The sequence below is a fragment of the Bacteroides ovatus genome, assembly GCF_001314995.1.
Taxonomy (GTDB): domain Bacteria; phylum Bacteroidota; class Bacteroidia; order Bacteroidales; family Bacteroidaceae; genus Bacteroides; species Bacteroides ovatus.
The window spans coordinates 2665789-2689451 of record NZ_CP012938.1 but is presented as its reverse complement, the minus strand read 5'-3'; the positions used below and the strand labels follow the sequence as shown (position 1 = coordinate 2689451).

19 protein-coding genes, 1 tRNA gene and 1 pseudogene are annotated in these 23663 nt (G+C 42.6%); 10 read left to right on the top strand and 11 right to left on the bottom strand.

Going from position 1 to position 23663, the window contains the following annotated elements; translation table 11 throughout:
* Complete coding sequence (gene asnA, locus Bovatus_RS10690) at nt 1–1038, bottom strand: aspartate--ammonia ligase (protein WP_004299370.1); 1038 nt, start codon at nt 1036–1038, stop codon at nt 1–3.
* Between the two features lie 275 nt (nt 1039–1313).
* On the opposite strand from asnA, the gene Bovatus_RS10685 reads away from it, so the two are divergent.
* Nucleotides 1314–1385: transfer RNA gene (locus tag Bovatus_RS10685), tRNA-Arg, on the top strand.
* A 654-nt stretch (nt 1386–2039) separates the two neighbouring features.
* Here the strand turns inward: Bovatus_RS10685 and Bovatus_RS10680 are convergent.
* From Bovatus_RS10680 to Bovatus_RS10670, 3 genes are all read right to left on the bottom strand, one after another.
* The gene (locus Bovatus_RS10680; RefSeq protein ID WP_004299373.1) at nt 2040–4892 is read right to left on the bottom strand and encodes a bifunctional fucokinase/fucose-1-phosphate guanylyltransferase; all 2853 of its coding nucleotides are present in this window, start codon (nt 4890–4892) and stop codon (nt 2040–2042) included.
* Between the two features lie 122 nt (nt 4893–5014).
* Nucleotides 5015–5698: an HAD family hydrolase gene (locus Bovatus_RS10675; RefSeq protein WP_004299374.1), complete on the bottom strand. Its 684-nt coding sequence runs from the start codon at nt 5696–5698 to the stop codon at nt 5015–5017.
* Nucleotides 5699–5735: 37 nt separating this feature from the next.
* Nucleotides 5736–6545 (bottom strand): hypothetical protein, encoded by an 810-nt coding sequence (locus Bovatus_RS10670; RefSeq protein WP_004321920.1) that lies wholly within the window; start codon nt 6543–6545, stop codon nt 5736–5738.
* Between the two features lie 246 nt (nt 6546–6791).
* Here Bovatus_RS10670 and Bovatus_RS10665 point away from each other — a divergent pair, with 246 nt between their 5' ends.
* Nucleotides 6792–7298, top strand: a complete 507-nt coding sequence (locus Bovatus_RS10665) for a DUF5035 domain-containing protein (RefSeq protein ID WP_004299376.1) — start codon at nt 6792–6794, stop codon at nt 7296–7298.
* 179 nt (nt 7299–7477) lie between these two features.
* Here the strand turns inward: Bovatus_RS10665 and Bovatus_RS10660 are convergent, their stop codons facing one another.
* The 3 genes from Bovatus_RS10660 to lysS form a co-directional block, all read right to left on the bottom strand.
* Nucleotides 7478–8815 (bottom strand): glucose-6-phosphate isomerase, encoded by a 1338-nt coding sequence (locus tag Bovatus_RS10660; RefSeq protein ID WP_004299377.1) that lies wholly within the window; start codon nt 8813–8815, stop codon nt 7478–7480.
* A gap of 113 nt (nt 8816–8928) precedes the next feature.
* Nucleotides 8929–9924, bottom strand: a complete 996-nt coding sequence (locus Bovatus_RS10655) for an NAD(P)H-dependent glycerol-3-phosphate dehydrogenase (RefSeq protein WP_004299378.1) — start codon at nt 9922–9924, stop codon at nt 8929–8931.
* A gap of 26 nt (nt 9925–9950) precedes the next feature.
* Entirely contained in the window at nt 9951–11678 is a 1728-nt protein-coding gene (gene lysS, locus Bovatus_RS10650) for a lysine--tRNA ligase (RefSeq protein WP_004299379.1), read from the bottom strand.
* Between the two features lie 105 nt (nt 11679–11783).
* On the opposite strand from lysS, the gene Bovatus_RS10645 reads away from it, so the two are divergent.
* Entirely contained in the window at nt 11784–13136 is a 1353-nt protein-coding gene (locus tag Bovatus_RS10645; protein ID WP_004299380.1) for an MATE family efflux transporter, read from the top strand.
* Here Bovatus_RS10645 and Bovatus_RS10640 read toward each other — a convergent pair.
* Nucleotides 13126–13986 (bottom strand): AraC family transcriptional regulator, encoded by an 861-nt coding sequence (locus Bovatus_RS10640; protein ID WP_004299381.1) that lies wholly within the window; start codon nt 13984–13986, stop codon nt 13126–13128. The two genes, Bovatus_RS10645 and Bovatus_RS10640, sit on opposite strands and share 11 nt — an antisense overlap.
* A 179-nt stretch (nt 13987–14165) precedes the next feature.
* Between Bovatus_RS10640 and Bovatus_RS10635 the strand changes: the two genes are divergently transcribed.
* Genes Bovatus_RS10635 through Bovatus_RS10625 form a run of 3 tightly spaced genes read left to right on the top strand, consistent with a single transcriptional unit; the run spans nt 14166 to nt 19737 of the window.
* On the top strand, nt 14166–15236 hold the full coding sequence (locus Bovatus_RS10635; RefSeq protein ID WP_004299382.1) for an efflux RND transporter periplasmic adaptor subunit: 1071 nt from the start codon (nt 14166–14168) through the stop codon (nt 15234–15236).
* Nucleotides 15233–18370 (top strand): efflux RND transporter permease subunit, encoded by a 3138-nt coding sequence (locus Bovatus_RS10630; RefSeq protein ID WP_004299383.1) that lies wholly within the window; start codon nt 15233–15235, stop codon nt 18368–18370. Before Bovatus_RS10635 ends, Bovatus_RS10630 begins: the two co-directional genes overlap by 4 nt.
* A complete protein-coding gene (locus Bovatus_RS10625; protein ID WP_004299384.1) occupies nt 18367–19737 on the top strand; it encodes a TolC family protein in 1371 nt (456 codons plus the stop codon). Before Bovatus_RS10630 ends, Bovatus_RS10625 begins: the two co-directional genes overlap by 4 nt.
* Before the next feature lie 23 nt (nt 19738–19760).
* On the opposite strand, the gene Bovatus_RS10620 is transcribed toward Bovatus_RS10625, so the two are convergent.
* Both Bovatus_RS10620 and Bovatus_RS10615 read right to left on the bottom strand, forming a co-directional pair.
* Nucleotides 19761–20006, bottom strand: coding sequence for a DUF4248 domain-containing protein (locus Bovatus_RS10620; protein WP_004299385.1), 246 nt, complete (start codon nt 20004–20006; stop codon nt 19761–19763).
* 142 nt (nt 20007–20148) lie between these two features.
* Nucleotides 20149–20628: an HU family DNA-binding protein gene (locus Bovatus_RS10615; RefSeq protein ID WP_004299386.1), complete on the bottom strand. Its 480-nt coding sequence runs from the start codon at nt 20626–20628 to the stop codon at nt 20149–20151.
* Nucleotides 20629–20959: 331 nt separating this feature from the next.
* Between Bovatus_RS10615 and Bovatus_RS10610 the strand changes: the two genes are divergently transcribed.
* From Bovatus_RS10610 to Bovatus_RS10605, 3 genes are read left to right on the top strand one after another with little or no spacing between them, the layout of a single operon-like run.
* Nucleotides 20960–21226 (top strand): DUF3791 domain-containing protein, encoded by a 267-nt coding sequence (locus Bovatus_RS10610; RefSeq protein WP_004299387.1) that lies wholly within the window; start codon nt 20960–20962, stop codon nt 21224–21226.
* Nucleotides 21223–21357 (top strand): DUF3990 domain-containing protein, encoded by a 135-nt coding sequence (locus Bovatus_RS24725; RefSeq protein WP_004299388.1) that lies wholly within the window; start codon nt 21223–21225, stop codon nt 21355–21357. Before Bovatus_RS10610 ends, Bovatus_RS24725 begins: the two co-directional genes overlap by 4 nt.
* A 20-nt stretch (nt 21358–21377) precedes the next feature.
* Nucleotides 21378–21581, top strand: a complete 204-nt coding sequence (locus tag Bovatus_RS10605; RefSeq protein ID WP_004299389.1) for a DUF3791 domain-containing protein — start codon at nt 21378–21380, stop codon at nt 21579–21581.
* Between the two features lie 35 nt (nt 21582–21616).
* Here Bovatus_RS10605 and Bovatus_RS10600 read toward each other — a convergent pair whose 3' ends face one another.
* Nucleotides 21617–22216, bottom strand: a complete 600-nt coding sequence (locus tag Bovatus_RS10600; RefSeq protein ID WP_004299390.1) for an HU family DNA-binding protein — start codon at nt 22214–22216, stop codon at nt 21617–21619.
* 606 nt (nt 22217–22822) lie between these two features.
* Here Bovatus_RS10600 and Bovatus_RS25820 point away from each other — a divergent pair.
* Nucleotides 22823–23612: pseudogene (locus tag Bovatus_RS25820) on the top strand (hypothetical protein).
* Nucleotides 23613–23663 lie beyond the last annotated feature (51 nt).

The window sequence follows — 23663 nt, the reverse complement described above, 5'->3', positions numbered from 1 at the left end:
TTATATAAGGTGTATATCAAGTTCTTCACATTCTTTGCGCATATCTTCGGGCCAGATGCTGGCTTGTATCTCTCCAATGTGAGCTTTGCGAAGGTAGAACATACACAAGCGGGATTGTCCGATACCTCCTCCGATGGATAGTGGAAGGGTGTCATTCATCAATCGCTTGTGGAAATAAAGTTCCAGTCTTTTTTCTTCTTTTTCTTCTTTCAACTGACGTTGCAAGGCTTCTTTGTCAACACGGATTCCCATAGATGATAATTCGATGGAGCGTTGCAGTACATTGTCCCACAGAAGGAGGTCGCCGTTTAGTCCGGGCAAGTCGTTCAATCCTTTGGTTGTGTAGTCGTCATAGTCCGGTGCGCGTCCGTCGTGTTTCTTGCCGTCGCTAAGTTTACAGCCTATGCCTATGATAAACACAGCTCCGTATTTCTGACAGATGGCATGTTCGCGACATTTGGGTTCCAGATCCGGATAAAGTTGGCGCAATTCTTCTGAATGGATGAAATGTAGCTTTTGTGGCAGGCACGGCTTGATTTGCGGATACATTTCGTATACCATATATTCTGTACGGATCATAGCTGCATAAATACGGTTGACGATCTCTTTCAGGAAGTTTACGTTCCGGTCTTCATTGGTGATGACACGTTCCCAGTCCCACTGGTCTACGTAGAGAGAATGCAGGTTGCCCAGTTCTTCGTCTGAACGGATTGCGTTCATATCCGTATAAATACCATATCCGGGTTCGATATGATAGTCAGCTAAGGTCAACCTTTTCCATTTAGCCAATGAATGAACCACTTCGGCTTGTGCATCGCCCAGATCTTTAATAGGGAAAGAAACGGGTCGTTCTATTCCGTTCAAATCGTCATTGATACCCATTCCTTTCAATACGAAAAGGGGGGCAGTCACACGTCTAAGGCGTAGCTCGGATGACAAGTTTAATTGGAAGAACTCTTTTATTTGCTTGATTCCCAGCTCGGTCTGTTTGAGGTCGAGTAGCGGATTATAGTTCTTAGGTTTTATCAAGTAACTCATAGGTTTGTTAAATGTTAATTGTCGGCAAAGATAGGAATAAAATTGATATATGTAATGGATATTCTCTAAAAGATTGTCAATTTGATAAAGTAAATGCTCTAAAGCATTTCAAAATAACAATGTCTTAACATGGGGAAGTGCCTTAAGAACTATAAAAAAAGAAGAATCATTAGGAAGATGAGAAGATTTTTTATACTTTTGTCCTCGCATTTAGAAAGAATGGCTTCTTTATTTAAGCGGATGAAGCGTTTTTTTAGCCTGATAAATTTGTATAAGCACCTGTAGTTCAATGGATAGAATGGAGGTTTCCGGTACCTCAGATAAGGGTTCGATTCCCTTCGGGTGTACTTTAAAGCCGTACTTGCAGAGAGTACGGCTTTTTATTATTGTATTTTCAGCCCATGTATGGTATATGATGTTACAGCACAGAGCTTTTTATCTTCGAATATTTTTATAGCATCCTTTTTAGTCATGACCTTTTGTGTTTTGATTCTTTTCCTTGTTCAATCAAAATTGTCGATTATGCAAATGTACAACTTTACATGATATAAAAGCAGTAATAGATAAAATCTTGTGTTCCATATTATTATCTGTAGTTGCATAATTTAGTCTAAATAGAATAAAAAAGTTGTTTTAGATGATTGTTTTCTCATAGAAAATGCTAACTTTGTAACGATGAAGAAGTAAAAAAATGATGTTGATATAGTGTATTTATAGCTTTCCGGAAGTAGATATCTGACGATAAATTATATTAATCCCATAAATATAAATTAGAATGGAAGAAGCTAGAAAAAAGAAATGGGCTAGTGTGGCGCTGATTATCGGAGCTATTGGTTTTATCATTATTATGATTTACTTTACAGTTATTTCAAGTCTCAACATGTAAAACAGATCATTATGGCATTGAAAAATTGAAGCTTGGACATTTCGTTTGAATCTGTCCAAGCTTGTTTTTTGTGGTTCCGGATGAGATTGACCGGTAGTCTGGCAATGCCTCTTCTTTAGCTTCTTGAAACCTGAAGTCCCTTGTCAGAAAGCGTCATTTCTACAAAACGAGCGCGTGGGTTGGGAGCTTGTTCTGTCAATATCCGTCGGATTTGTCCGGCTGCTTGCGGATCTTTGGCTACCATATATAAATAACCGCCACCACCTGCGCCGGGGAGTTTGTATCCTAGGGTATAATCTTTGATTTTCTCGATAATGGCTGCTACTGCCGGCGGATTGGTTCCGCAATCTAATGCCTGGTTTTGTATCCAGGTTTTGCCGACCAATCGACCGAAACTATCGAAGTTGCTGCGCAGGATAGCTTCACTCATATCCATTGCATGGGCTTTCATCTCGGGCAGCAAACTTAGATGTGGACCGGAATTGAGGAACATGGAACTGACAATTTCCGCCAGAATACTTTTGGCAGTACGGGTAATTCCTGTATAATATAACAGATGACAGTCGCGGTAGTCGGGATGAATAAAGAGTTGGTCGGGCAACCAGCGCACTAATGGATGCTGTTCGAAACCTGCTTCGGATTGTAGCAATTTAATGCCGGAGAAGACACCGCCATATTGATCCTGCCAACCTCCTCCTGTGGTCAGTAGTTGTTCCAATACTAATGTGTAACTACATATATCATTCTTGTCCCAAGCCAGTCCGCAGAAATCATTGATTGCTCCGAGCACGGTGGATGCCAGGATAGAACTGGTGCCCAAACCCGAGCCAGCAGGAATAGCAGCCAACAGGGTAATTTCAATTCCCGAGCCGAAAGCTTCCAGCTGTTTGGCTAAAGAAGGGTAGGATTCTGTTGAGAATGCCGGCGCGAAACCTGCCAACGTAAGGGCGGCTTTGGGGATGGAAAATGGAGAACCCACCTTTTTGTAATCTTGCAGTTCCTCATAATTTCGTATCACTTCCATTGCACCCATGTCGATGGAACGAAGGGTAATATGATATTCCTTGCAAGGTTTAACGTATACTTGCAGCGGCGGTTGGCCGTTCAGTTCGATGGCAAGATTGACAACGCTTCCTCCTGAATAAAGAGAGTAGGGAGGAGTGTCCGTCCATCCTCCTGCCACATCAATGCGTACAGGGCTGCGGCTCCATACAATCTGATCGGAATAAACGTTGAGTGTGGGATGACTTTTACGTTCGTTCATCACTCCCAATAAACCGTCGCGGAGCAGTTGGAAGGCTGCCTGTTCTTCTTTTGCGCAATCTTTGTCTTCACGTAGTTTCATGATGCGTGCGCGAAGCATCCGGTTGTGTATCCGTAGCATGGGTGCGGCATCTTCTTGCAGGACATCGGGAGTATCCAGATTGAAACGTACAAATTCGTTTGCGGCATCCAGTAAGTCAAGTTGATAGAATACGCTTTTTTCATAATTAGCCGCCAGTCCTTTCCAGTTCTCTTTACGGAAAGCATTGCGCTGTTCATAAAGACGCTTGAGGTTGGCGCCTGCCGAGATTTCGTCGGCAGAAACTTTCTCTGCTTTGAGCCAACATTTTTTCCCTTCTTCCAGTTGGAGCTCCGATGTCATCCAGCGCACTAATATGCCTAAATCTTCAACAGAAGTTACTTTGGGGAAGATAGATGCTGATTGTAAATCATCGGTGCGTCCTTTTATATCCTCCCAGGTAATTCCTCTTTCTTCCATCCAGCGGGTGAAAGGGATATTAAGATAGGTAGTCGTTGATTTGTCTAACGCTCCTTTGAACACATCATCCAAGCCATACGGACGTGCAACAAAGTCATTGTCGCCGATAGGGATAATGTCGATGCAGACTCCATCCGGCAAGTTGATGTTCCATTGGTTTTCGGGAACTCCTGTTATTATTTGGCGGGACCCCAGTTTCCAGCCTTTTCCCACATGGCTATTCTCAATCCATAAGTTGGCATTGTCTGCAGAAAGGGAAACTTGTGTGATAGAGTTCTGGATAAAGATAGCCGGATTCGGTTTTACTTTCCGGTGCATGATCCTTCTTTGATCGCGTACCTTGTCTTGTATGGCTAAAGTAGAAGAAATCAGTTCATGGCTTGTGCCATAATGATAGAATTCTCCACCGGGCAAAGGCAATATGGCTACGGATAACTGATTGATTTCTTCATCTTTCGTTTTGGGATGCTCTCCCAAAGCCAAGCCGTAGTCCGAGTATAAGTCATAATAATTAATATCATTGGTTCCTTCTTTTAATGACCGTTTCATCAATACTTCGATGGCGCGGTCACTCAAAATCCAGATACCGATGTCCATCAGGAAAAGATGAGTTTTCGATAATCCTTCCAACTCTTCAAGAGAAGGTTTCTGTAACATGAAGTCGAGAACCTCCGGCTTTTTCCGGTCGGAAACAAATACACCATGATGGGTTGCCAAGGAAGGATTTACCCATAAGCCGTAGCACACTACGTCTGCATTCGGAATATCCTGGAGTGGCTTTTCCGAACGGATATATACATCTCCGCTTGCGATCAGCGTATTCAGACCGGCTGGAGCCTGATTCATAATCCTTTCATAGAGCGGGAGCTGCAATGATAATAGATTCTGTCCGAGTTTTTGTCCTCTTTCCCAACTGAAGATCGGGATCGGAGTCAATATTTTGCCGGAAGGTCCGTAGCTGGGCAGGCGACGGCTTTGTCCGCCTGCATGGAGCAATATTCTTTTTTCATCTCCTATCCAGTTGCCGAAAGATTTTTGTGGCGCGAATGCCTGATGGCAGGCCTGCAATAACCATGTCGTTCCGCCGCCGGAGCCTAGTTTGCTCCCAATGGGGTCTGATGTACAAAACCAATCGGTATGGTTGACTTCTTCCAGTTCGTGGAAGCAATGGATCAAATTGGGTGGTAAGGATAATAACTTTTGCATAGTAGAATCTGCGTTGGCTTAGATGGAATCTAAGTGAATTAAACTCCTGTAAAAATACGATTTATATTCCTTCTTTTCAATGTTTTTCTCCTGTTTTGAAGAATAAATTATCTTTTCAGCTTTTAGGTGTTCTTTTCAAACAGCGTATCCCAATGGTCGCTTAGTGCTTGCATGGATGGCAGTAGCAGATCGGCTCCGGCATCCAGCAATACTTGTCCGTCCAAAGGACCTGTATTTACAGCTATTGTAAAGATGCCCGCATTGTGTCCGGCTTCCACTCCTAACGGAGCGTTCTCTACTACGATGGCTTCATCAGCTTTAAGTCCGCCTTTTTTCAATGCCATCAGATACGGTTCGGGATTGGGCTTACCATATTTTACATCGAACGCTGTAACCATCAATTCTTTACGAAACATTCCCGGATAGTTGTGTTCCAACCGTTCGAGCAGGGATAGTTGGCCGGAACCAGTGACCACCATCGGAATCAGTCCATCCTTTTTTACTTTTTGTAGCAACTCCCATGCACCGGGCATACGTTTTGCTTCGGGATACGAATTGAACAAAACACTTTTCTCCTGATAGATACTTTCTATTTCTTCTTGGGTAGCTTCTCTGCCCAGTTCACGTTGGAAAACAATATTAATAGTGGAGGCTCCTGTCCGTCCTTCGTGCATATATGCTTCTTCGCGACTAAGAGTGAGTCCGTGAGATTTCATTACTGTATGCCAGGCTTCCGAATGATAGGGCATAGAGTCAAAAAGTACGCCGTCCATGTCAAACAGGACGGCTTTCAGTTTCTTTTTCATACTTTGGTACGTTGCAGAATCTTTTTAAGATGATATTTTATTTTTTTATGAACATTTTCTTCAGATCAGACACGGGAATAACCACATCGTGTTGCTTGCCGGATTCCTTGCCAATATATCTGTACATTATGTTTTTGTTATTATTCACGCAAGTTTTGATGAATAACTGGGTGGCCGGATCAGTCTGACTTGCCAGCATTGATACAATACCCTCTTTCACTTCTGCTGCGTTTTCTTCAATCTGGCTGATGGGACACAATTCTTCGTCCACACTGCATATATAAACAACCGATTCGCCTATGACCTCGATCTTTTCGACAATGACTTCTTCGCTGGCTTGCATCGGGAATTGCAGGTTCGCCATTTTCAGTTGTGCTTCAAGCTTTGTTTGTCCGCTTTGTGCCGGGTCGGCATTTGTATTAATCACTTCTTTCAGTTCTTCGGCGGTAAGTTCGCAAACTGCTTGTTCGCCCGACTTATTCCCTACAAATATCATGTGTAATCCGGAATTACATTTTGCCATCAACTTGAGCATCTCTTTTACATCTGCTGCCGGATTTTGAAACATCATTGTGATAGATGATTTCATGCTTTCCGGATTGTCTTTCAATATCTTTATATTGGTAATCTCTTCGTTCATGTTCAGCGTGTACACTACATTATTCCCGTCGTAGATGATGCTGGTGATCGTACCGACTGCTCCCATGTCTATTGGACACTGTTTGTTGGCTACCGCGATCACTGTCTTGAGTTTGGCTTCCTGGCAACCGGTCATTACGAGCATTAGCAATGATATGCTACATAATAATATGAATCCACTGGATTTCTTTAATAAATTTCCTGTCATTCTATTTGTTTTTTTAGTTTGATTCGCTTAATCTACAACTGTATACGAGGCAAAGATAACGATAAAAAACGAGAGATAAGTTAGAACGGGGAGATAGTTTAGTGATTAGTTGTCATGTAGTATGTACTATCAACTCTTATCGCGTAGACTGCTCGCCACTACTAAATTGTGGCGTATTACTTGTATAATTATTTGTTGTTTAGAAGAATATGTGTATTTTTGTAACGTTATAAACTCGACGATAGCATGAAAAAGAGAGTATTATTGTTGCTACCATTGTTTTTAGGCGCCTGCTCTGATAGCGGGGAAAGTCCTGTTATCAAGATAGAAAAGCTTTATGCAAAGGTTGAATCGGATGATGAAAATTCCGGTTCCGGTGAAAAAGACTATGCAAATCAGAGGGACGAACTGCCGGCCTTGAAGGTGGGAGATGAAGTGAAAGCTCTTCTGCTTTTGGATGGAAATGGAGCTGAACTGAAAACCTTTAGACTTCAGAATGATGATGAAGTGGATACTAAACTTATCTTTGAGAAAACAGAAGTATCTACAGAGGGAAATCTGACAGATGTGGAAAAGGGGCAGCTTCGTTTTAAGGATGGTGTGTCAAAAGCCAAAATTATGGTGATTGCGACCATCAAACAAGTAGATAAGAACGGCGATGTAAAATTAGAGTTCTATCTTTCTTCCAAAGCCGAATGTGAAGGAGCACAGGAAGAAATCGGCTTAAAGACGAAAGCGGAGGATGATAAGTGAAAATTGACGAGTGGTAGCAACTAACAAAGTAAGTCGGTAAATTGTAACTAAATAGCGACATTTAGGAATGTCTCCATTTTGGATTTCAATGAATAATGAACGGTGAACAAATCCATGCATATAGCATAGTTGTTCACCGTTCATTGTTTATAGTTCACCGTTTATAAAAACGTTCTTGATTACAGTTTTGCACGGATTGCTTTAGATTCTTCTTCATACCCCGGTTTGTCAAGCAACGCAAACATATTCTTTTTGTATGCTTCCACACCCGGTTGGTTGAATGGATTCACGCCTAACAAGTAACCGCTGATACCGCAAGCCTTTTCGAAGAAATAGAGCAGACCACCGATGTTGTATTCGCTCAATTCCGGAAGTACGATACGCATATTAGGTACACCACCGTCTACGTGAGCCAACTGTGTTCCCAATTCGGCCATCTTGTTCACTTCGTCCACACGTTTGCCGGCTAAGAAATTCAAGCCGTCCAGATTTGCTTCATCAGAAGGAACTTCCAGTTTGTGGTTAACCTTCTCTACTGAAATCACCGTTTCAAAGATAGAACGTTCGCCTTCCTGAATCCATTGACCCATAGAGTGGAGGTCTGTTGAGAAATCTACCGATGCAGGGAAGATACCTTTATTGTCTTTTCCTTCAGATTCTCCGTAAAGCTGTTTCCACCATTCGCTTACATAGTGCAGTTTTGGGCAGAAGTTAACGAGGATTTCGATCTTCTTACCATTTCTGTACAACTCATTGCGGGTAGCAGCGTAGATAGCAGCAGGGTTTTCAGCAAATGCAACGTCCGAACCACATACTTTTTCCATGTCGGCAGCACCGGCAACCAGTTTGTCGATATCGAATCCGGCCACTGCAATAGGCAACAAACCAACCGGAGTCAGGACAGAGAAACGTCCGCCTACGTTATCGGGGATGATGAATGTTTTGTATCCTTCTTTATCGGCTGTTACACGGGCAGCACCTTTCTTGGCATCTGTCACGGCAACGATTACTTTCTTTGCAGTTTCTTTGCCGCGCTGATCTTCACACTGCTTTTTCAGCAAGCGGAAAGCAAGAGCTGTTTCAGTAGTAGTTCCTGATTTGGAGATATTGATGACACCGAATTTCTTGTCTTTCAGATATTCAGTCAGTTCGTACAGATAATCTTCGCTGATATTGTGTCCTGCATAGATCATGACAGGAGCTGTTTTCTTTTCCTGCAACCAAGTGAAGCTGTTAGACAAAGCTTCGATGACGGCACGGGCACCCAGATAGCTACCACCGATACCGGCTACGATTACTACTTCACAATTGTCTCTTAATACTTTTGCAGTAGCGTTCAGGTCGGCCAGGTGTTCTTTAGTGATAGAAGAAGGCAAATGCAACCATCCTAAAAAGTCGTTACCTTTGCCTGTACCTTTTTCAAGCATTTCCTGTGCGGCTTTTACTTCAGCTTCGTAAGCAAAAACCTTTTCTTTGGAGATGAATCCAAATGTTTTTTCAATGTTTAAACTAATCATATTTTTTAAGTATTAAGTTTTAAGTATTAAGTATTAGTCATCAAGTATGGATTGTCAAGTATGAGTACCTGCGGGTAATACTTAATGCCTAATACTTAATACTTAATATTTTTTTATCTAAAAGAGTCAGTCAACAGTTTAATCTCGATCATTGGTGAGATACGTTCGTACAGAATGTTGTACACTGCGTCCAGTATCGGCATATTGACATGATGATGTTTATTGATTTCTTTGATACATTTCGTACCATAGTAACCTTCCGCAATCATTTCCATTTCAATTTGCGCACTCTTAACGGAATACCCTTTACCTATCATCGTTCCGAAAGTTCGGTTGCGGCTGAAGTTGGAGTAACCGGTCACCAATAAATCCCCTAGATAAACAGATTCATCCACGTTTCTGTTCAACGGATGCACCGTATTCAAGAAACGGTTCATCTCCTGAATGGCGTTGGAGATCAAAACAGCCTGGAAGTTGTCGCCATATTTCAGACCGCTACAGATACCGGCAGCGATGGCATATACGTTTTTAAGTACCGAACTGTATTCGATACCCGCTACGTCATCACTGACAGATGTTTTGATGAAGCTGCTTCCCAGACGACGTGCGAAGATACGTGCTTTGTCTTTGTCAGGGCAGGCGATAGTCAGGTAGGAGAGGCGTTCCAAGGCTACTTCTTCTGCGTGGCAGGGACCTGCAAGGACTGCTATATTTTCTGGTGGTACACCATATTCTTTTGTGAAGTATTCCGATACAATAACGTTGTCATCGGGTACGATTCCTTTGATAGCGGTGATGATAAACTTATCTTTTATCTTGGTTTTCAGTTTTTTCAGATGCGCCTTCAGATAAGGAGAGGGAGTGACGAAAATCAGTGTATCCGATTCTTTCACCACATCGTTGATGTTGGAACTGAACGTGATGCGTCTTGTATCGAATTTCACTCCTGTCAGATAAGCCGGATTGTGCCCTAATCGTTTAAAATCGGCAATGCGGTCGTCTCGCCGCATATACCAATTGATAGAGTCTTCCTGGGCCAGACACATCTTTGCGATGGCTGTAGCCCAACTTCCTCCGCCCATTATCGCTATCTTGCCGGGTAATTTCATTTGTATGGATTTGGATGAAGAACTTATTAAATTTTCTGTATCCACTCAGTTACGTCGTTTACCGACGGATTGGTCAGTTCTAATTTATATTTCTTGTTAATGCCACAGATGTCCTGGTGCAACTTCTGCGGATTGACATCTTTCATGTCAGCTACAGTGTTGTAACCGGCTTTTTGGATCACCGGAACCCAGTCTTCTGCGATTCCCAATTCCATATATTTAGCGGCAGCGTCTTTTTTCACTACTTTTTCCGGACGCATTTGCGGGAAGAATAATACTTCCTGAATAGTGGTCTGTCCGGTCATTAACATTACCAGGCGGTCGATACCGATACCGATACCCGATGTAGGAGGCATACCATATTGTAAAGCGCGCAAGAAGTCCTGATCGATAATCATCGCTTCATCGTCTCCCTTGTCGGCCAAACGCATCTGCTCTTTGAAACGTTCTTCCTGATCCAGCGGGTCATTCAATTCCGAGTAAGCATTAGCCAGCTCTTTACCGTTCACCATTAATTCGAAACGTTCGGTCAGTCCCGGTTTAGAACGATGCATCTTGGTCAGCGGAGACATTTCAACCGGATAATCGGTGATGAAAGTCGGCTGGATATACGTACCTTCGCAGAATTCTCCGAAGATTTCATCAATCAGCTTGCCTTTACCCATTGTCTCGTCGATTTCTTCCATTTTCAGTTCCTTGCAAACTTGGCGGATTTCTTCTTCGCTCTTGCCGTTCAAGTCGTATCCTGTCTTTTCTTTGATAGCGTCCAGGATAGGCAGGCGGCGGTAAGGAGCTTTGAAACTGATCGTTTTTCCGTCAACAACGCTTTCCGTACAGCCGTTTACAGCGATACAGATACGTTCCAGCAGTTTTTCGGTGAAATTCATCATCCAGTTGTAATCCTTGTACTGAACATAAAGTTCCATACAGGTAAATTCCGGATTGTGAGTTTTATCCATGCCCTCGTTACGGAAGTTCTTACCTATTTCATATACACCTTCAAAACCACCTACGATCAGTCGTTTCAGATAAAGCTCTGTTGCGATACGCAGGTAAAGGTCTATATCCAGTGAGTTATGGTGAGTGATGAACGGGCGTGCACTGGCTCCACCAGCAATAGATTGCAGGATAGGAGTTTCCACTTCCGTGTAACCAGCCTCATCCAAAACGTTGCGCAATGTTTTCACTACAGTGGCGCGTTTCAGGAATGTTTCTTTGATACCGTCGTTTACTACCAGGTCCACATAGCGTTGGCGATAACGGAGTTCGGGATCTTCAAAAGAGTCATAAGCTACTCCGTCTTTGTATTTAACGATTGGCAACGGTTTGATAGACTTTGCAAGTACAGTCAGTTTCTTTGCATGGATACTAATTTCACCCATTTGTGTGCGGAACACGAAACCTTCGATACCTATAAAGTCACCTAAGTCGAGCAGGCGTTTAAATACAGCGTTGTACAGTTCCTTGTCTTCTCCCGGACAGATATCATCGCGGGTGATGTACACCTGGATGCGACCTTTAGAGTCCTGCAATTCGATGAAAGATGCTTTACCCATCACGCGGCGGCTCATGATACGGCCGGCTACGGAAACCTGGCGTGGCTCTTCGTCGTCTTTAAATTCAGCTTTAATATCTGTAGAGAAAGCATTGGTTACATACTCTGCTGCAGGGTATGGATCAATACCCATTGCACGAAGCTCATTCAGACTGTTACGTCGAATAATTTCCTGTTCACTTAGTTCTAATATATTCATTTCGTTACGTATTAACTCAATTTTGTGGGCAAAAATACGAAACTTTTCTCATATATCCTGTAATCCGTCTCTTTTTTGTATCTTTGCACCCTCAAACTAATAGGTATGACAGGACAAAAGACACCCACTGCGTTGGGTACGGAAAAGATTGGAAAGCTTTTAATGCAGTATGCCATTCCGGCAATTATCGCCATGACGGCGTCTTCTCTTTATAATATGGTAGATAGTATTTTCATCGGTCATGGAGTAGGGGCGATGGCTATCTCCGGATTAGCATTAACCTTTCCGCTAATGAATCTTGCCGCGGCTTTTGGCTCTTTGGTAGGGGTAGGTGCGGCTACATTGATTTCTGTGAAGTTGGGCCAGAAAGATTATGATACCGCACAGCGGGTTTTGGGAAATGTGTTTGTATTAAACCTTATTATAGGTATCTCTTTTACGCTGGTCGTTCTGCCTTTTCTTGATCCGATACTTTATTTTTTCGGCGGAAGTGATGAGACTGTCAAATATGCCCGCGAATTTATGCAGGTTATTCTGCTGGGAAATGTGGTAACTCATTTATATTTGGGGCTGAATGCAGTGCTTCGTGCCTCGGGACATCCGCAGAAAGCGATGGTGGCAACCATCACGACCGTGTTAATCAATGTATTACTTGCACCTTTGTTTATTTTTGTATTCGACTGGGGAATTCGCGGGGCGGCCACAGCTACGGTTTGTGCGCAGTTGATCGCCTTGGTCTGGCAGCTTCATCTGTTCTGTCGCAAAGACGAACTGATACGATTGAAAAAAGGTATTTTCCGTTTGAAACGGAAGATCGTGTTGGATTCATTGGCTATCGGTATGTCTCCCTTCCTGATGAATATGGCGTCTTGCTTTATTGTGATTCTGATTAATCAGGGATTAAAAGAGCATGGAGGTGATTTGGCGATCGGTGCATTCGGTATTGTTAATCGTATTGTTTTTGTCTTTATTATGATTGTATTGGGACTGAACCAGGGGATGCAGCCCATTGCGGGATATAATTTTGGTGCGAAGCTCTATCCTCGTGTGACGGAAGTACTGAAAGTAACCATTTATTGTGCAACTGTAGTGACAACGATAGGTTTCCTGATAGGTATGTTCATTCCGGAAATCGTATCTTCCATTTTTACTTCGGACGCAGAATTAATCAGTATTGCGTCTAAGGGATTTCGTGTAGTGGTGTTCTTCTATCCGATTGTAGGTTTTCAGATGGTAGCTTCCAACTTCTTCCAGAGTATCGGAATGGCAAGTAAAGCCATTTTCTTGTCGCTGACCCGACAGATGTTATTCTTAGTGCCCTGTTTATTGATTCTACCTCATTATTATGGACAAATGGGTGTTTGGGCCAGTATGCCTGTGGCAGATTTGGCGGCTAGTCTTATATCCGGAGGTATGTTGTGGTGGCAGTTCCGGCAGTTTAAGAAAGTTACTGTTTGATAAGTTTGTTCCGATATTCTTTAGGAGATATGCCGACATACTGCTTGAAATATTTCCCGAAGAATGATTGTGTGGGGAAGTTGAGCTTGGTCGCTATTTCCTTAATACTTAAATCGGTATTATCGAGCAGATATTTGGCTTCTGTAATGACATTCTGTATAATCCACTGCAAAGCACTACTCCCTGATTTCTCCTTGATGACAGAAGAAAAATATCGGGCGGACAGACATTGCTTGTTTGCATAGAAAGTAACATCCCGTTCCTGATGATAATATCGATAGAGGGTAATCATGAAATTTTGGAAAATCTTATCCTTTTTGTCCTGTGGTAGTGGTGTTTGCGGTTCGTTGTTGAAATAGATGTTTAATAACTCATAGCATATCACTTGTCCCCAGGATTTGATTAATTCAGAAATTAAATGTTGTTTCTGTCGGGAACTGTTACAGATATTCTCCCTGTTAATTCGTTTTTCTACAGATTTGAGCAAGTTCTCTACAAATGTATATTGCTCTTCGGAAAGCGACAGACAGGGATTTTCCCGCAAATAAAGCAAGTTTTCCGAGTTGGCTACTTTGTTTACTATCGGTATGATATAATCCAGATCGACCTCTATCATGATTCCTTCCAGGTCTGCGCTTCTTTGGCGTATCTGTAGAAGGTTGGCTGCAGTATATATGAAAAGATTCCTTTTGTTAATCTGATATGGTCTACCTCCCAGCAGGATTTCCGCCTGTCCTTTCTGGCAGAGGAAAAGTCCGCATTGGTTGAATTCGGAAATAATGCATCCTTCTTTCATGGAAGTATCTTCCGGAGATATTATAACATACTTGAATGGCATCAGTGGTTCCATATTCCTTTTCGTTGAAATGAATTTCTTTACAAAGTAATAAACAAATAAATACAAATAGCAAACTATTTCGGCTTTTTATCTTAGGTAACGTACAAATAGAACAATGTTTCGTCTAAATCAACCTTTCTCCTCATGTTTGCTTGGGATACTTTTGTGGCAACTAACTAATAAGTGAAAATATGAGACGATTAGACTTCTTATTAACAGGATTTTTAGCAGTTCTGTTGACTTCGTGTGGGCAACGTGTACAAAACACAGACAGTAAGCCGGCAGTGAAGATTGATACCGTACTTTCTGCCGACAGACAAATAGCTTTGCAGTTTCCGGGACGGGTGAAAGCGGCACAGGACATAAGTCTGTCTTTCCGGGTGAGTGGTACTATTCAGTATATGCATGTAAATGACGGTGCCTATGTGCGTAAAGGGCAATTACTGGCAGAATTAGATCCGACAGACTATCAGATTCAGCTGGATGCGGCAGAAGCAGAATATCAAAGTGTGAAAGCGGAGGCGGAACGGGTGATGGCACTTTATAAGGAAAATGTGACAACACCGGATGCTAACGATAAGGCCGTGTACGGATTGAGACAGATTACCGCCAAATATAACCATGCTAAAGACCAGTTGGCATACACCCGTTTGTATGCTCCTTTTAGCGGATATGTGCAGAAACGTCTTTTTGATTCCCATGAGACGGTAGCTGCCGGTATGCCCGTCGTTTCCATCATCAGTGAGGGAAGCCCGGAGGTGGAGATTAATCTTCCGGCAGTGGAATATATTCGTCGACAGCAGTTTACCCGCTACTATTGTACATTCGATATTTATCCTCATCAAAGATATGCTTTGGAACTGATTAGTGTCACCCCTAAGGCAAATGCCAATCAGTTGTACACCATGCGGCTTCAACTGAAAAAAGAGGATAAACAGGTAGTTCCATCGCCCGGCATGAATACAATGGTAACTATCGAATGTAGTGAAGGAGATGTGCGTAACCTGTCGGTTCCCGGTGGAGCGATTCTTCGTGAGAACGGGCGTACGAGTATCTTTCTTTATGATGCTTCCAGTCACGCTATTCGCCGTTGTGATGTGACAGTAACCCGTCTGCTTAGTGACGGCAGATGTCTGATTACTTCAGGAGAAGTGAATCCCGGTGACTTGGTTGTCGCTTCGGGGGTACATCATGTAAAAGAGGGAGAACAGGTGGAGCCGCTTCTTCCGGCTACTGAAACCAATGTGGGAGGACTGCTATGATTGATATTAGTAAATGGGCATTTGAGAACAAGAAGTTGATCTACTTCCTGATTGCCGTACTGATTGTAGGAGGAGCTTATTCCAGTTATGAAATGAGTAAACTGGAGGATCCCGAAATAACGGTAAAGCTCGCTATGGTAGTCACTACCTATCCCGGTGCGTCTGCACATCAGGTAGAGTTGGAAGTGACGGATGTGCTGGAGAAAAATATCCGCTCCATGGGGAATATAGATAATGTGGAAAGTTATTCCTACAATGATCTCTCTTTGATTCAGGTAGAACTGAAAACGACTGTCAAAGAGACGGACGTAGAGCAATGCTGGGATTTGTTGCGTCGTAAGGTGGCGAACGCACAGGCAGAACTTCCCGAAGGTGCCAGTCCTTCTATTGTAAAAGATGATTTTGGAAATGTTTACGGAATGTTTTTCGCTTTGACGGGTGACGGACTTTCCGACAGGGAACTGTCTGATTATTCAGAACTGGTGAAACGTGAAGTCAGTGAATTGGATGGGGTGGAGCGCGTTGACTTATACGGTAAACGTCCCGAATGTATTAACATCTCTCTCCTGCAAGACCGGATGGCCAACTTGGGTGTGAAACCCGCCGAAGTGCTAGCTACATTGAACGGACAGAACCAAACTACTTATACTGGTTATTATGATAATGGCGATAATCGTATCCGGGTGACAGTCAGTGATAAGTTTAAGACGGTGGAGGACATCGGTCGTATGCTGATTCAGGGACATGATGCCGATCAGTTGCGGTTGAGTGACATTGCCCGTATTGAGAAAGATTATGAAGACCCTACCCGCAACGAATTGTTTTATGACCGCCAGCGTGCGATAGGAATCATGGTGGCTGCTTCTCCGGATGCCGACATTATTAAAGTGGGGCATCGAGTGGAAAAGAAACTGGAGCAACTAAAGGCTGAACGCCTTCCGGCAGGAGTAGAGTGTCATAAGGTTTTCTATCAGCCGGAACGCGTAGGCACTTCGTTAGGGACGTTCATTCTTAATCTGATAGAATCTGTGATTATCGTAGTCGTTATCCTGATGATTGCTATGGGATTCAAGAGCGGGGTGATTATCGGTATCAGCCTGGTAGTGACGGTATTCGGTTCCTTCCTGTTCCTTTATTTTATGGATGGTACGATGCAGCGTGTTTCATTGGCCTCGTTCGTGCTTGCGATGGGGATGCTGGTGGATAACGCAATTGTTATCATTGACGGTATTTTGGTAGATTTGAAAGCCGGGAAGAGCCGGATGGAAGCAATGACTGCTATCGGACGGCAGACAGCAATGCCTTTGCTGGGAGCTACTCTGATTGCCATCATTGCTTTTCTTCCTATCTTTATGTCGCCTGATACGGCAGGCGTCTATACGCGCGATTTGTTTATCGTACTCGCTGTTTCCCTGTTGCTTAGCTGGGTGCTGGCCTTAGTGCACGTTCCGTTGATGGCCGACCGGATTTTGCGTCCGGAAATCTCTGCGACAACTGCTGCCGGAAAGCGTGTGTATGAAGGAAAGATTTATGCCGTGCTTCGTTCATTGTTGACATTCAGTCTGGCGCATCGTTGGAGCTTTGTGTTTACAATGATCGCTTTGGTATTACTTTCAGCTTTCAGTTACCGTTTCATGAAGCAGGGCTTTTTCCCGGATATGGTCTACGACCAGCTTTATATGGAATATAAATTGCCGGAAGGAACTAACTCCACTCGCGTGGCGCGTGACTTGGAGGAAATCGAAGCTTACTTGAAAAAGCGTCCGGAAGTCACACACGTCACTGCTTCTATTGGTGGTACTCCTGCCCGTTATAACTTGGTGCGTAACGTAGCCAATCCCTCCTTATCTTACGGTGAACTGATTATTGACTTCACCTCTCCGGATGATTTGGTGGATAACATGGCGGAAATTCAACAATATCTTTCGCAACATTATCCGGATGCTTACGTAAAGATGAACCGCTACAACCTGATGTTCAAAAAATACCCTATTGAAGCGCAGTTTACCGGTCCTGACCCTGCTGTTTTGCATCAGTTGGCGGATAGTGCCCGCAAGATTATGGAGAATTGTCCGGATGTTTACCTGATTACTACGGACTGGGAACCACAGATCCCGGTGCTGACTATTGAGTATGACCAGCCTACGGCACGTGCTATCGGATTGAGCCGGAACGATGTAAGCCTTTCTTTATTGACAGCTACCAGCGGCATCCCTATCGGGTCTTTCTATGAAGGTATTCACAAAGATAATATCTACTTGCGTTGCCTGGACGAACACGGAAATCCGATTGAGAACCTGGACAATACGCAGATATTCTCGTCTCTTCCTTCTCTGAACGGTTTGCTGACACAGGAAATGATGATGAAACTGAAGACAGGAACACTATCAAAAGAAGAACTGGTGGAAACGTTGATGGGAACAACTCCGTTAAAACAAATCAGTAAGCGGATTGATGTGAAGTGGGAAGATCCGGTGGTTCCCCGTTATAACGGGCAGCGTAGCCAACGGGTGCAATGTTCTCCTGTTCCGGGGGTAGAAACGGAGAAGGCGCGGCAATCCATTGCCACGCAGATTGAACAGATTCCGCTGCCTGACGGATATCGGCTTCAATGGCAAGGCGAGAGGAACGCCAGCACAAAGTCTATGCAATATCTGTTCAAGAATTTCCCGTTTGCTATCATTCTGATGATATCCATTCTAATCATGCTGTTCAAAGATTACCGGAAACCGGTTATCATCTTCTGTACTATTCCGCTGGTATTTGTCGGTGTTGTTGCTGTAATGCTGCTTACCGGGAAGACATTCAACTTTGTGGCTATCGTCGGTACATTGGGGTTGATCGGTATGATTATTAAGAACGGTATTGTATTGATGGATGAGATCACTTTGCAGATTAATCAGGGAGTAGAACCTGTGACGGCATTGATAGACAGTTCGCAAAGTCGTCTCCGTCCTGTGATGATGGCTTCGCTGACTACGATTTTGGGAATGATTCCATTGTTGCCGGATGCCATGTTCGGTTCGTTGGCGGCTTCTATTATGGGTGGGTTGCTGTTCGGCACGTTGATAACGTTGCTTTTTATCCCGATTTTGTATGCATTATTCTTTCATATAAAAAAGACAGACAAATGAAAAAAGAAATTCTTGTAGCCATTAGTGTAGCGGGTGTATTGTTCGGCCTGTCGGTTTCGCTTGCCGCGCAAGAAAAACTAAGTCTGGCACAATGCCGTGAAATGGCACTGAAATATAATAAGGATATGGCTGCCGCTAATAAGCAGACGGAAGCAGCCCGATTGATGTCTCTTAGTTATAAAGCCAATTTCTTCCCTAATTTTACAGCCAACGGAACGGGTATTTATAGCACAGCGGATGGAAGTCTCGGAGTTCCGGGAGGAAACCTTCCGGTTTTCCTGCCCAATCCTGCTACCGGAGAACTGGTATCGAGCGGTTTCGCTTATTTTCCCGGATTGAATCTGGATTATAAGGTCGGAACTGTTTACTCGGGCGGTATACAAGTGGAGCAACCTCTTTATATGGGAGGAAAAATCCGTGCCGCCTATAAAATGTCACTACTGGGAAAAGAAATGGCACACTTGAACGAAGCCTTAACTACTTCGGAAGTTATTCTGAATACAGATAAAGCATACGTGCAGTTAGTGAAAGCCAAGGAAATGAGAAAAGTGGCGGAAAAATATCATAACTTACTAACGGAACTTTTCAAAAATGTGAAGAGTGCTCACCGACATGGCATGAAACCGCAAAATGATGTACTGAAAGTGCAGGTGAAGCTCAACGAGAGTGAACTTTCTTTGCGAAAGGCTGATAACGCCCTCCGTCTTGCGGGTATGAATCTCTGTCATTACATCGGACGCCCTTTGACAGCACAGATTGATATATCTGATGATTTTCCGGAAGTGGAGCAGGAATGGAAAGTGCAGGTTTCTGATATTACCGCCCGTCCCGAATATGGAATCTTGAACAAACAAATAGCCATTGCCGAGCAGGAAGTAAAGCTGAATCGTAGTGAACTATTGCCGCGTATCGGCGTCAGAGGTAGTTATGATTATCTTCACGGATTGGAAGTCAATGATGAAACTTTGATGAAAAAGGGTGCTTTTTCCGTATTCCTGAATGTCTCTGTCCCTCTGTTTCATTTTGGCGAACGTACCAATAAAGTAAAGTCTGCCAAAGTGAAGTTGGAACAAGCTCGTCTTGAACAGGAAAATGTCAATGAAAAGATGTTGCTGGAGTTGATGCAAGCTGCCAATAATCTGGATGAGGCCCGGTTGGAAACGGAGCTTTCCGAACGTTCGCTGGAACAGGCAGAGGAGAATATGAAAGTCAGTGGTAAGCAATATGAAGTGGGACTGGAAACTCTTTCGGATTATCTGGAAGCACAAGTGCTTTGGCAGCAGGCTTATCAGACGAAAGTGGATGCCCATTTCCAATTGTATGTGAATTATGTGGCTTATTTGAAAGCGGCGGGACAACTGCAATGATAAAACCAGTATTCTGGACATCCTTATGGAATGTCCAGAATACTGGTGATGATTTGTACCTGTCGGGGAGTAAAAGTTCGTGTACGCGGATGATAACCTGTGGCAGTCAATAACCGGAGCAGTTCTTTATTTATTTTAATCCATTTGGTGAATATGCGTATGGCGCAACGGGGTGTAATGTTCGGATTGTACATACAAGCCAATTCCTTTTTCTTATAAGTTTTAATGCGAAACGGAATTTCTTCCTCTTCTGATGGCAATTCTTTCATGTTGATATTTTAATGTTTTAAGATGTTGTAAAGATACAAAATAAAAAAGGCGTTGTCAAGTCTTTTACAGGAATACTTTGGGAAACAGTATCCGCCCGTAGGCGGGTACTGTTTTCCTGCTTTTAAAGGCTGATGATTAGTCTTATGCTGCCGGGTCCGGTGCTTCTCCTTTGCCGTCATCCGGGTTTGGATTCGGGTTGGGATCCGGTTGCTCCGGGCTGATGGAACCATCATCGGAAGCCACCGCTTTTTGAACACTGACTTTACTTAGCATCTCTTTGAATTTGTAGCCCGGAGTGAAAATGATTTTCACTCTGCGTATCGTATCGCTATCTACATCTTTTTCAGCATCCTGACTTTCGCAATTCATACCTGGACGGAAGCATCCGAAATCTCCTAATTGAACAGAGATGCCTTTTCTAAGGTTGAGATTCAATGTATCGATCAAAGCATCGAGTACAAATTTTACCGCTCCACTGGGAACCATTCCTACTTTAGTGATTTCCTCGCACAAATCTCTGAAATCCACCGTATTGGTGATTACATTTTGTGCTACATACTTTTCAGCTTTAGTTTTATCAAAGCCGAATGTTCTTTTTTTAATGACGTATCTAAGTGCCATAGTTTTTTGTTTTTTTTAATTAGTTACTTTACTTATCAATTCTCTTTGTGATCACAATGCAAAGATACTATGGGCACTTTCCGGGGAGGTGCTTTAACGATCCTAGATGTACGTACTTTGATTCACTTTTATTTATTTTGTTTGTATGATTCTGATTTATAGATCCTTATATATTCTGCTTTAATAGCCATTTCCAAATAGGGAATATTTCAATCAGTTTCACGATACTCAAATGTTCTTGATAATCATAAAATATGCCGAAAAACGATGAACGTTGTAAGAATAAACACTATATTTGTACATATTACATTAAGATAATAGAGGTATAGCTATGCTACATTCAAGCCAATCAGCCCCCGTTGTTGATGGCAAAGTCATGGAGTTTGTGATTTTTGCCATTGAGAGTGCCGCCCAGAAGTTGGGTATTCCGGCTCCTACTCTCTATAACCGTTTGGAAAAACTGAATCTTATCCGTCAATACCTGATAAGTGGATATGACATGCTTCACACCCAGAGTCGTGAGTACATAGCCGATACGTTGGTAGAAGCTCTTGAAAACTGGGAAGCCCATTATAAAGAAAAAGGAGAATCTGTATGAAGGTCTATCATGGTAGTACGCAGGCCGTAGAGTATCCTTTGGTCGGTGTCGGACGCGAAAACCTCGACTTTGGTAAAGGATTCTCAATCAACGTCTCATTGACGAGTGTCTCTCTTTCAAAGAATATGTAACAATAAAATAAACTGCGTTTATGATAGATGTATTAGTATGGAATAAATACACTCGTGTGGTGATGCAATTAGCGGAGCGTTTGAATATTTCTCCCGAAAAAGCATTGCACTTGTTCTATAATAGTAAGGTATATGCATTGCTTCTTAATAAACAATATCCGCTTATAACGTTGAGTGATGCCTACATCACTGATGAAATCATACTTGAGTTACAACAGCAATAATCTTGTTGTGGCTCTTAATTCTGTGTTCCAAGAGTTTATACCTTTATATATACAGTCAACTTTCCAACCCCTTCCTTTTGGATTATTCTGTCGGTAATAAAGGAATTTAATTCTTCAATAGCTACTTTTTTATTTCGTCCTGTCAGATGGCTATAATCTGTCCGGCTGATGAATAGGTGATTTTCCAAATATGTGTTGAGGCGCTCGCGACACGTCTCACGGGAGATACTATTTTTCTTAGGGCGTGTGATAGATTCTCCTCGTTGCAGCCTCATTTTGTCGCCTACTTCTTTCTTGAATGGACGACTTGCGCGGAAATTAATATTTTTCATTTGGACAGACGCTGCCCGAATTTCTTTTTTATCTTTAACCGGCGGACATTGTAACGATGTAGAGAAGAATCCGAAGTTTCCCATTTCTACATTCCAGCCGTCGGCTAGTAAATCCCGTGCTTCATTGGCAAAGGCTTCCATGGCTCCTGCCAATAAACTTCTGCTGATACCGGTAAATTTGTGGACACGATCCAGAAACTCTTCTTTATCTACGGTTCCTTTGGAGACAATACGGGCATGTAGCGGTTGTTTCTCTTCTTTGTTTGGACTAGGAGTCTCAAATAGGTCATATATTGCACTCATATACTAATGTTTAGTGGTTTTATAGTTACTGTTAATTCGTTCTACAACTGTTGACTTTTAGTTCCACAGTTGTTTCCCTTTAGTTCCACATCTGTTATTGTTTCGTTCCATATTTGTGGAACGAATTGATGTGTGTTACAAAAGTAGCTAGTTTATGTAAGAGAGAGGTGCTTTAATTGTAGAGTGGTTTCTTATATGAATAAGATAACTTATTGAAGCCTGCCTTTTTATATACATACGCTTTAATTATACAATCATCATTCATTTTCTTTCCTAAACATTTATAACTCTCTCTTGTTATTTTCCGAAAAGTATTTGTACCTTTGTCATTGGAACGTAGCATGCCTTTGTGGTATGCGATTGTGCGTTTCCTCGGTGAACAGGAAATCGTAGCGGATTTTTTTTCAGACACCGGGAGACGCCTGTACTTCTATGACTTCTCATAGGGTACGGGCTGTCTGCCCGTGTCTGAAAGGTAGCCGCTACTACCTCCTGTTTGCGGGATTGTGGCAGCTCCGTACTCTTTTATAATAAAAGGTACGGAACTAGTTGATATTATTAATCTAGTTCCGTTTTTTTATGTCAAATTGGCTCACAACAAAACAGATGTCCGAAAGACACGACATCCAAGAAGCTATTTTAAAGAATTGGGCAAATCTTGGATACATTACGAGTTCCCGAATCGACGATCAGTTGTTTTTGGATGATGAGAGTTTGGATGCTTATCTGGAAGCTCACAAAAGACTTGGTTTAGAAGCAGGTTACCTTTCTAAAATCGTAGAAGAAAAGAAACTGGAACGGGACTTTATCATTTCCAAATACGATGATCTACTATATGTATTGAGAACACAGACGACTTGTAAACCGCTATATGAAATAATCATTCGTGAACTGTCAGCATTGATTCTTCACCCTGTTACCCGCGATATCTTCTATTCAATTTCTACAGGAGAATCAGTAGCGAAAGTGGCTGATCGGCATCGAATTACCTATGGGAAGACATTGCAAATGTATAACTCTATACTTAAAGGGTTGAAACTGAAAAAGATATATTGGCTACTTATCGAAAGCGTGCTATCGATGCTCGTTTTTTATCCTTGGTAGACAATAATAAGAATATAAATGTTGGGCAGGAGGAGTGGATACTTCAATTGCCTGTTCGTAAAGTAGCTGATACCCGGTTGGCTAATATCTTGTATAATCAAGATGTTCGAACGGTGAAAGATTTGTTGGATATAGTATCGGGAAGAGGTTGGAAAAGTCTGTTGAGAATAGAAGGAGTAGGAAAAACTTCCTACTATCATTTATTATCCAAACTTCAGATGATAGGTGTTGTGGATGAAAGTCTGGATCGGATTCTTGCCGGATGCTCTAATGGTAGTTCGATAATAAATGACGGGTAGGACATGATTATGGAAAGAGAGATGATATAAAGAGGTTATTTTAA

Excerpts from the sequence above, each read along its gene's own strand:
- lysS (WP_004299379.1), bottom strand. The coding sequence starts at position 11,678 with ATGAATATATTAGAACTAAGTGAACAGGAAATTATTCGACGTAACAGT.
- Bovatus_RS10660 (WP_004299377.1), bottom strand. The coding sequence starts at position 8,815 with ATGATTAGTTTAAACATTGAAAAAACATTTGGATTCATCTCCAAAGAA.
- Bovatus_RS10610 (WP_004299387.1), top strand. The coding sequence starts at position 20,960 with ATGCTACATTCAAGCCAATCAGCCCCCGTTGTTGATGGCAAAGTCATG.
- Bovatus_RS10620 (WP_004299385.1), bottom strand. The coding sequence starts at position 20,006 with ATGAAAGAATTGCCATCAGAAGAGGAAGAAATTCCGTTTCGCATTAAA.
- Bovatus_RS10600 (WP_004299390.1), bottom strand. The coding sequence starts at position 22,216 with ATGAGTGCAATATATGACCTATTTGAGACTCCTAGTCCAAACAAAGAA.
- Bovatus_RS10655 (WP_004299378.1), bottom strand. The coding sequence starts at position 9,924 with ATGAAATTACCCGGCAAGATAGCGATAATGGGCGGAGGAAGTTGGGCT.
- Bovatus_RS10640 (WP_004299381.1), bottom strand. The coding sequence starts at position 13,986 with ATGGAACCACTGATGCCATTCAAGTATGTTATAATATCTCCGGAAGAT.
- asnA (WP_004299370.1), bottom strand. The coding sequence starts at position 1,038 with ATGAGTTACTTGATAAAACCTAAGAACTATAATCCGCTACTCGACCTC.
- Bovatus_RS24725 (WP_004299388.1), top strand. The coding sequence starts at position 21,223 with ATGAAGGTCTATCATGGTAGTACGCAGGCCGTAGAGTATCCTTTGGTC.
- Bovatus_RS10665 (WP_004299376.1), top strand. The coding sequence starts at position 6,792 with ATGAAAAAGAGAGTATTATTGTTGCTACCATTGTTTTTAGGCGCCTGC.
- Bovatus_RS10605 (WP_004299389.1), top strand. The coding sequence starts at position 21,378 with ATGATAGATGTATTAGTATGGAATAAATACACTCGTGTGGTGATGCAA.
- Bovatus_RS10680 (WP_004299373.1), bottom strand. The coding sequence starts at position 4,892 with ATGCAAAAGTTATTATCCTTACCACCCAATTTGATCCATTGCTTCCAC.
- Bovatus_RS10675 (WP_004299374.1), bottom strand. The coding sequence starts at position 5,698 with ATGAAAAAGAAACTGAAAGCCGTCCTGTTTGACATGGACGGCGTACTT.
- Bovatus_RS10625 (WP_004299384.1), top strand. The coding sequence starts at position 18,367 with ATGAAAAAAGAAATTCTTGTAGCCATTAGTGTAGCGGGTGTATTGTTC.
- Bovatus_RS10645 (WP_004299380.1), top strand. The coding sequence starts at position 11,784 with ATGACAGGACAAAAGACACCCACTGCGTTGGGTACGGAAAAGATTGGA.
- Bovatus_RS10630 (WP_004299383.1), top strand. The coding sequence starts at position 15,233 with ATGATTGATATTAGTAAATGGGCATTTGAGAACAAGAAGTTGATCTAC.
- Bovatus_RS10635 (WP_004299382.1), top strand. The coding sequence starts at position 14,166 with ATGAGACGATTAGACTTCTTATTAACAGGATTTTTAGCAGTTCTGTTG.
- Bovatus_RS10615 (WP_004299386.1), bottom strand. The coding sequence starts at position 20,628 with ATGGCACTTAGATACGTCATTAAAAAAAGAACATTCGGCTTTGATAAA.
- Bovatus_RS10670 (WP_004321920.1), bottom strand. The coding sequence starts at position 6,545 with ATGACAGGAAATTTATTAAAGAAATCCAGTGGATTCATATTATTATGT.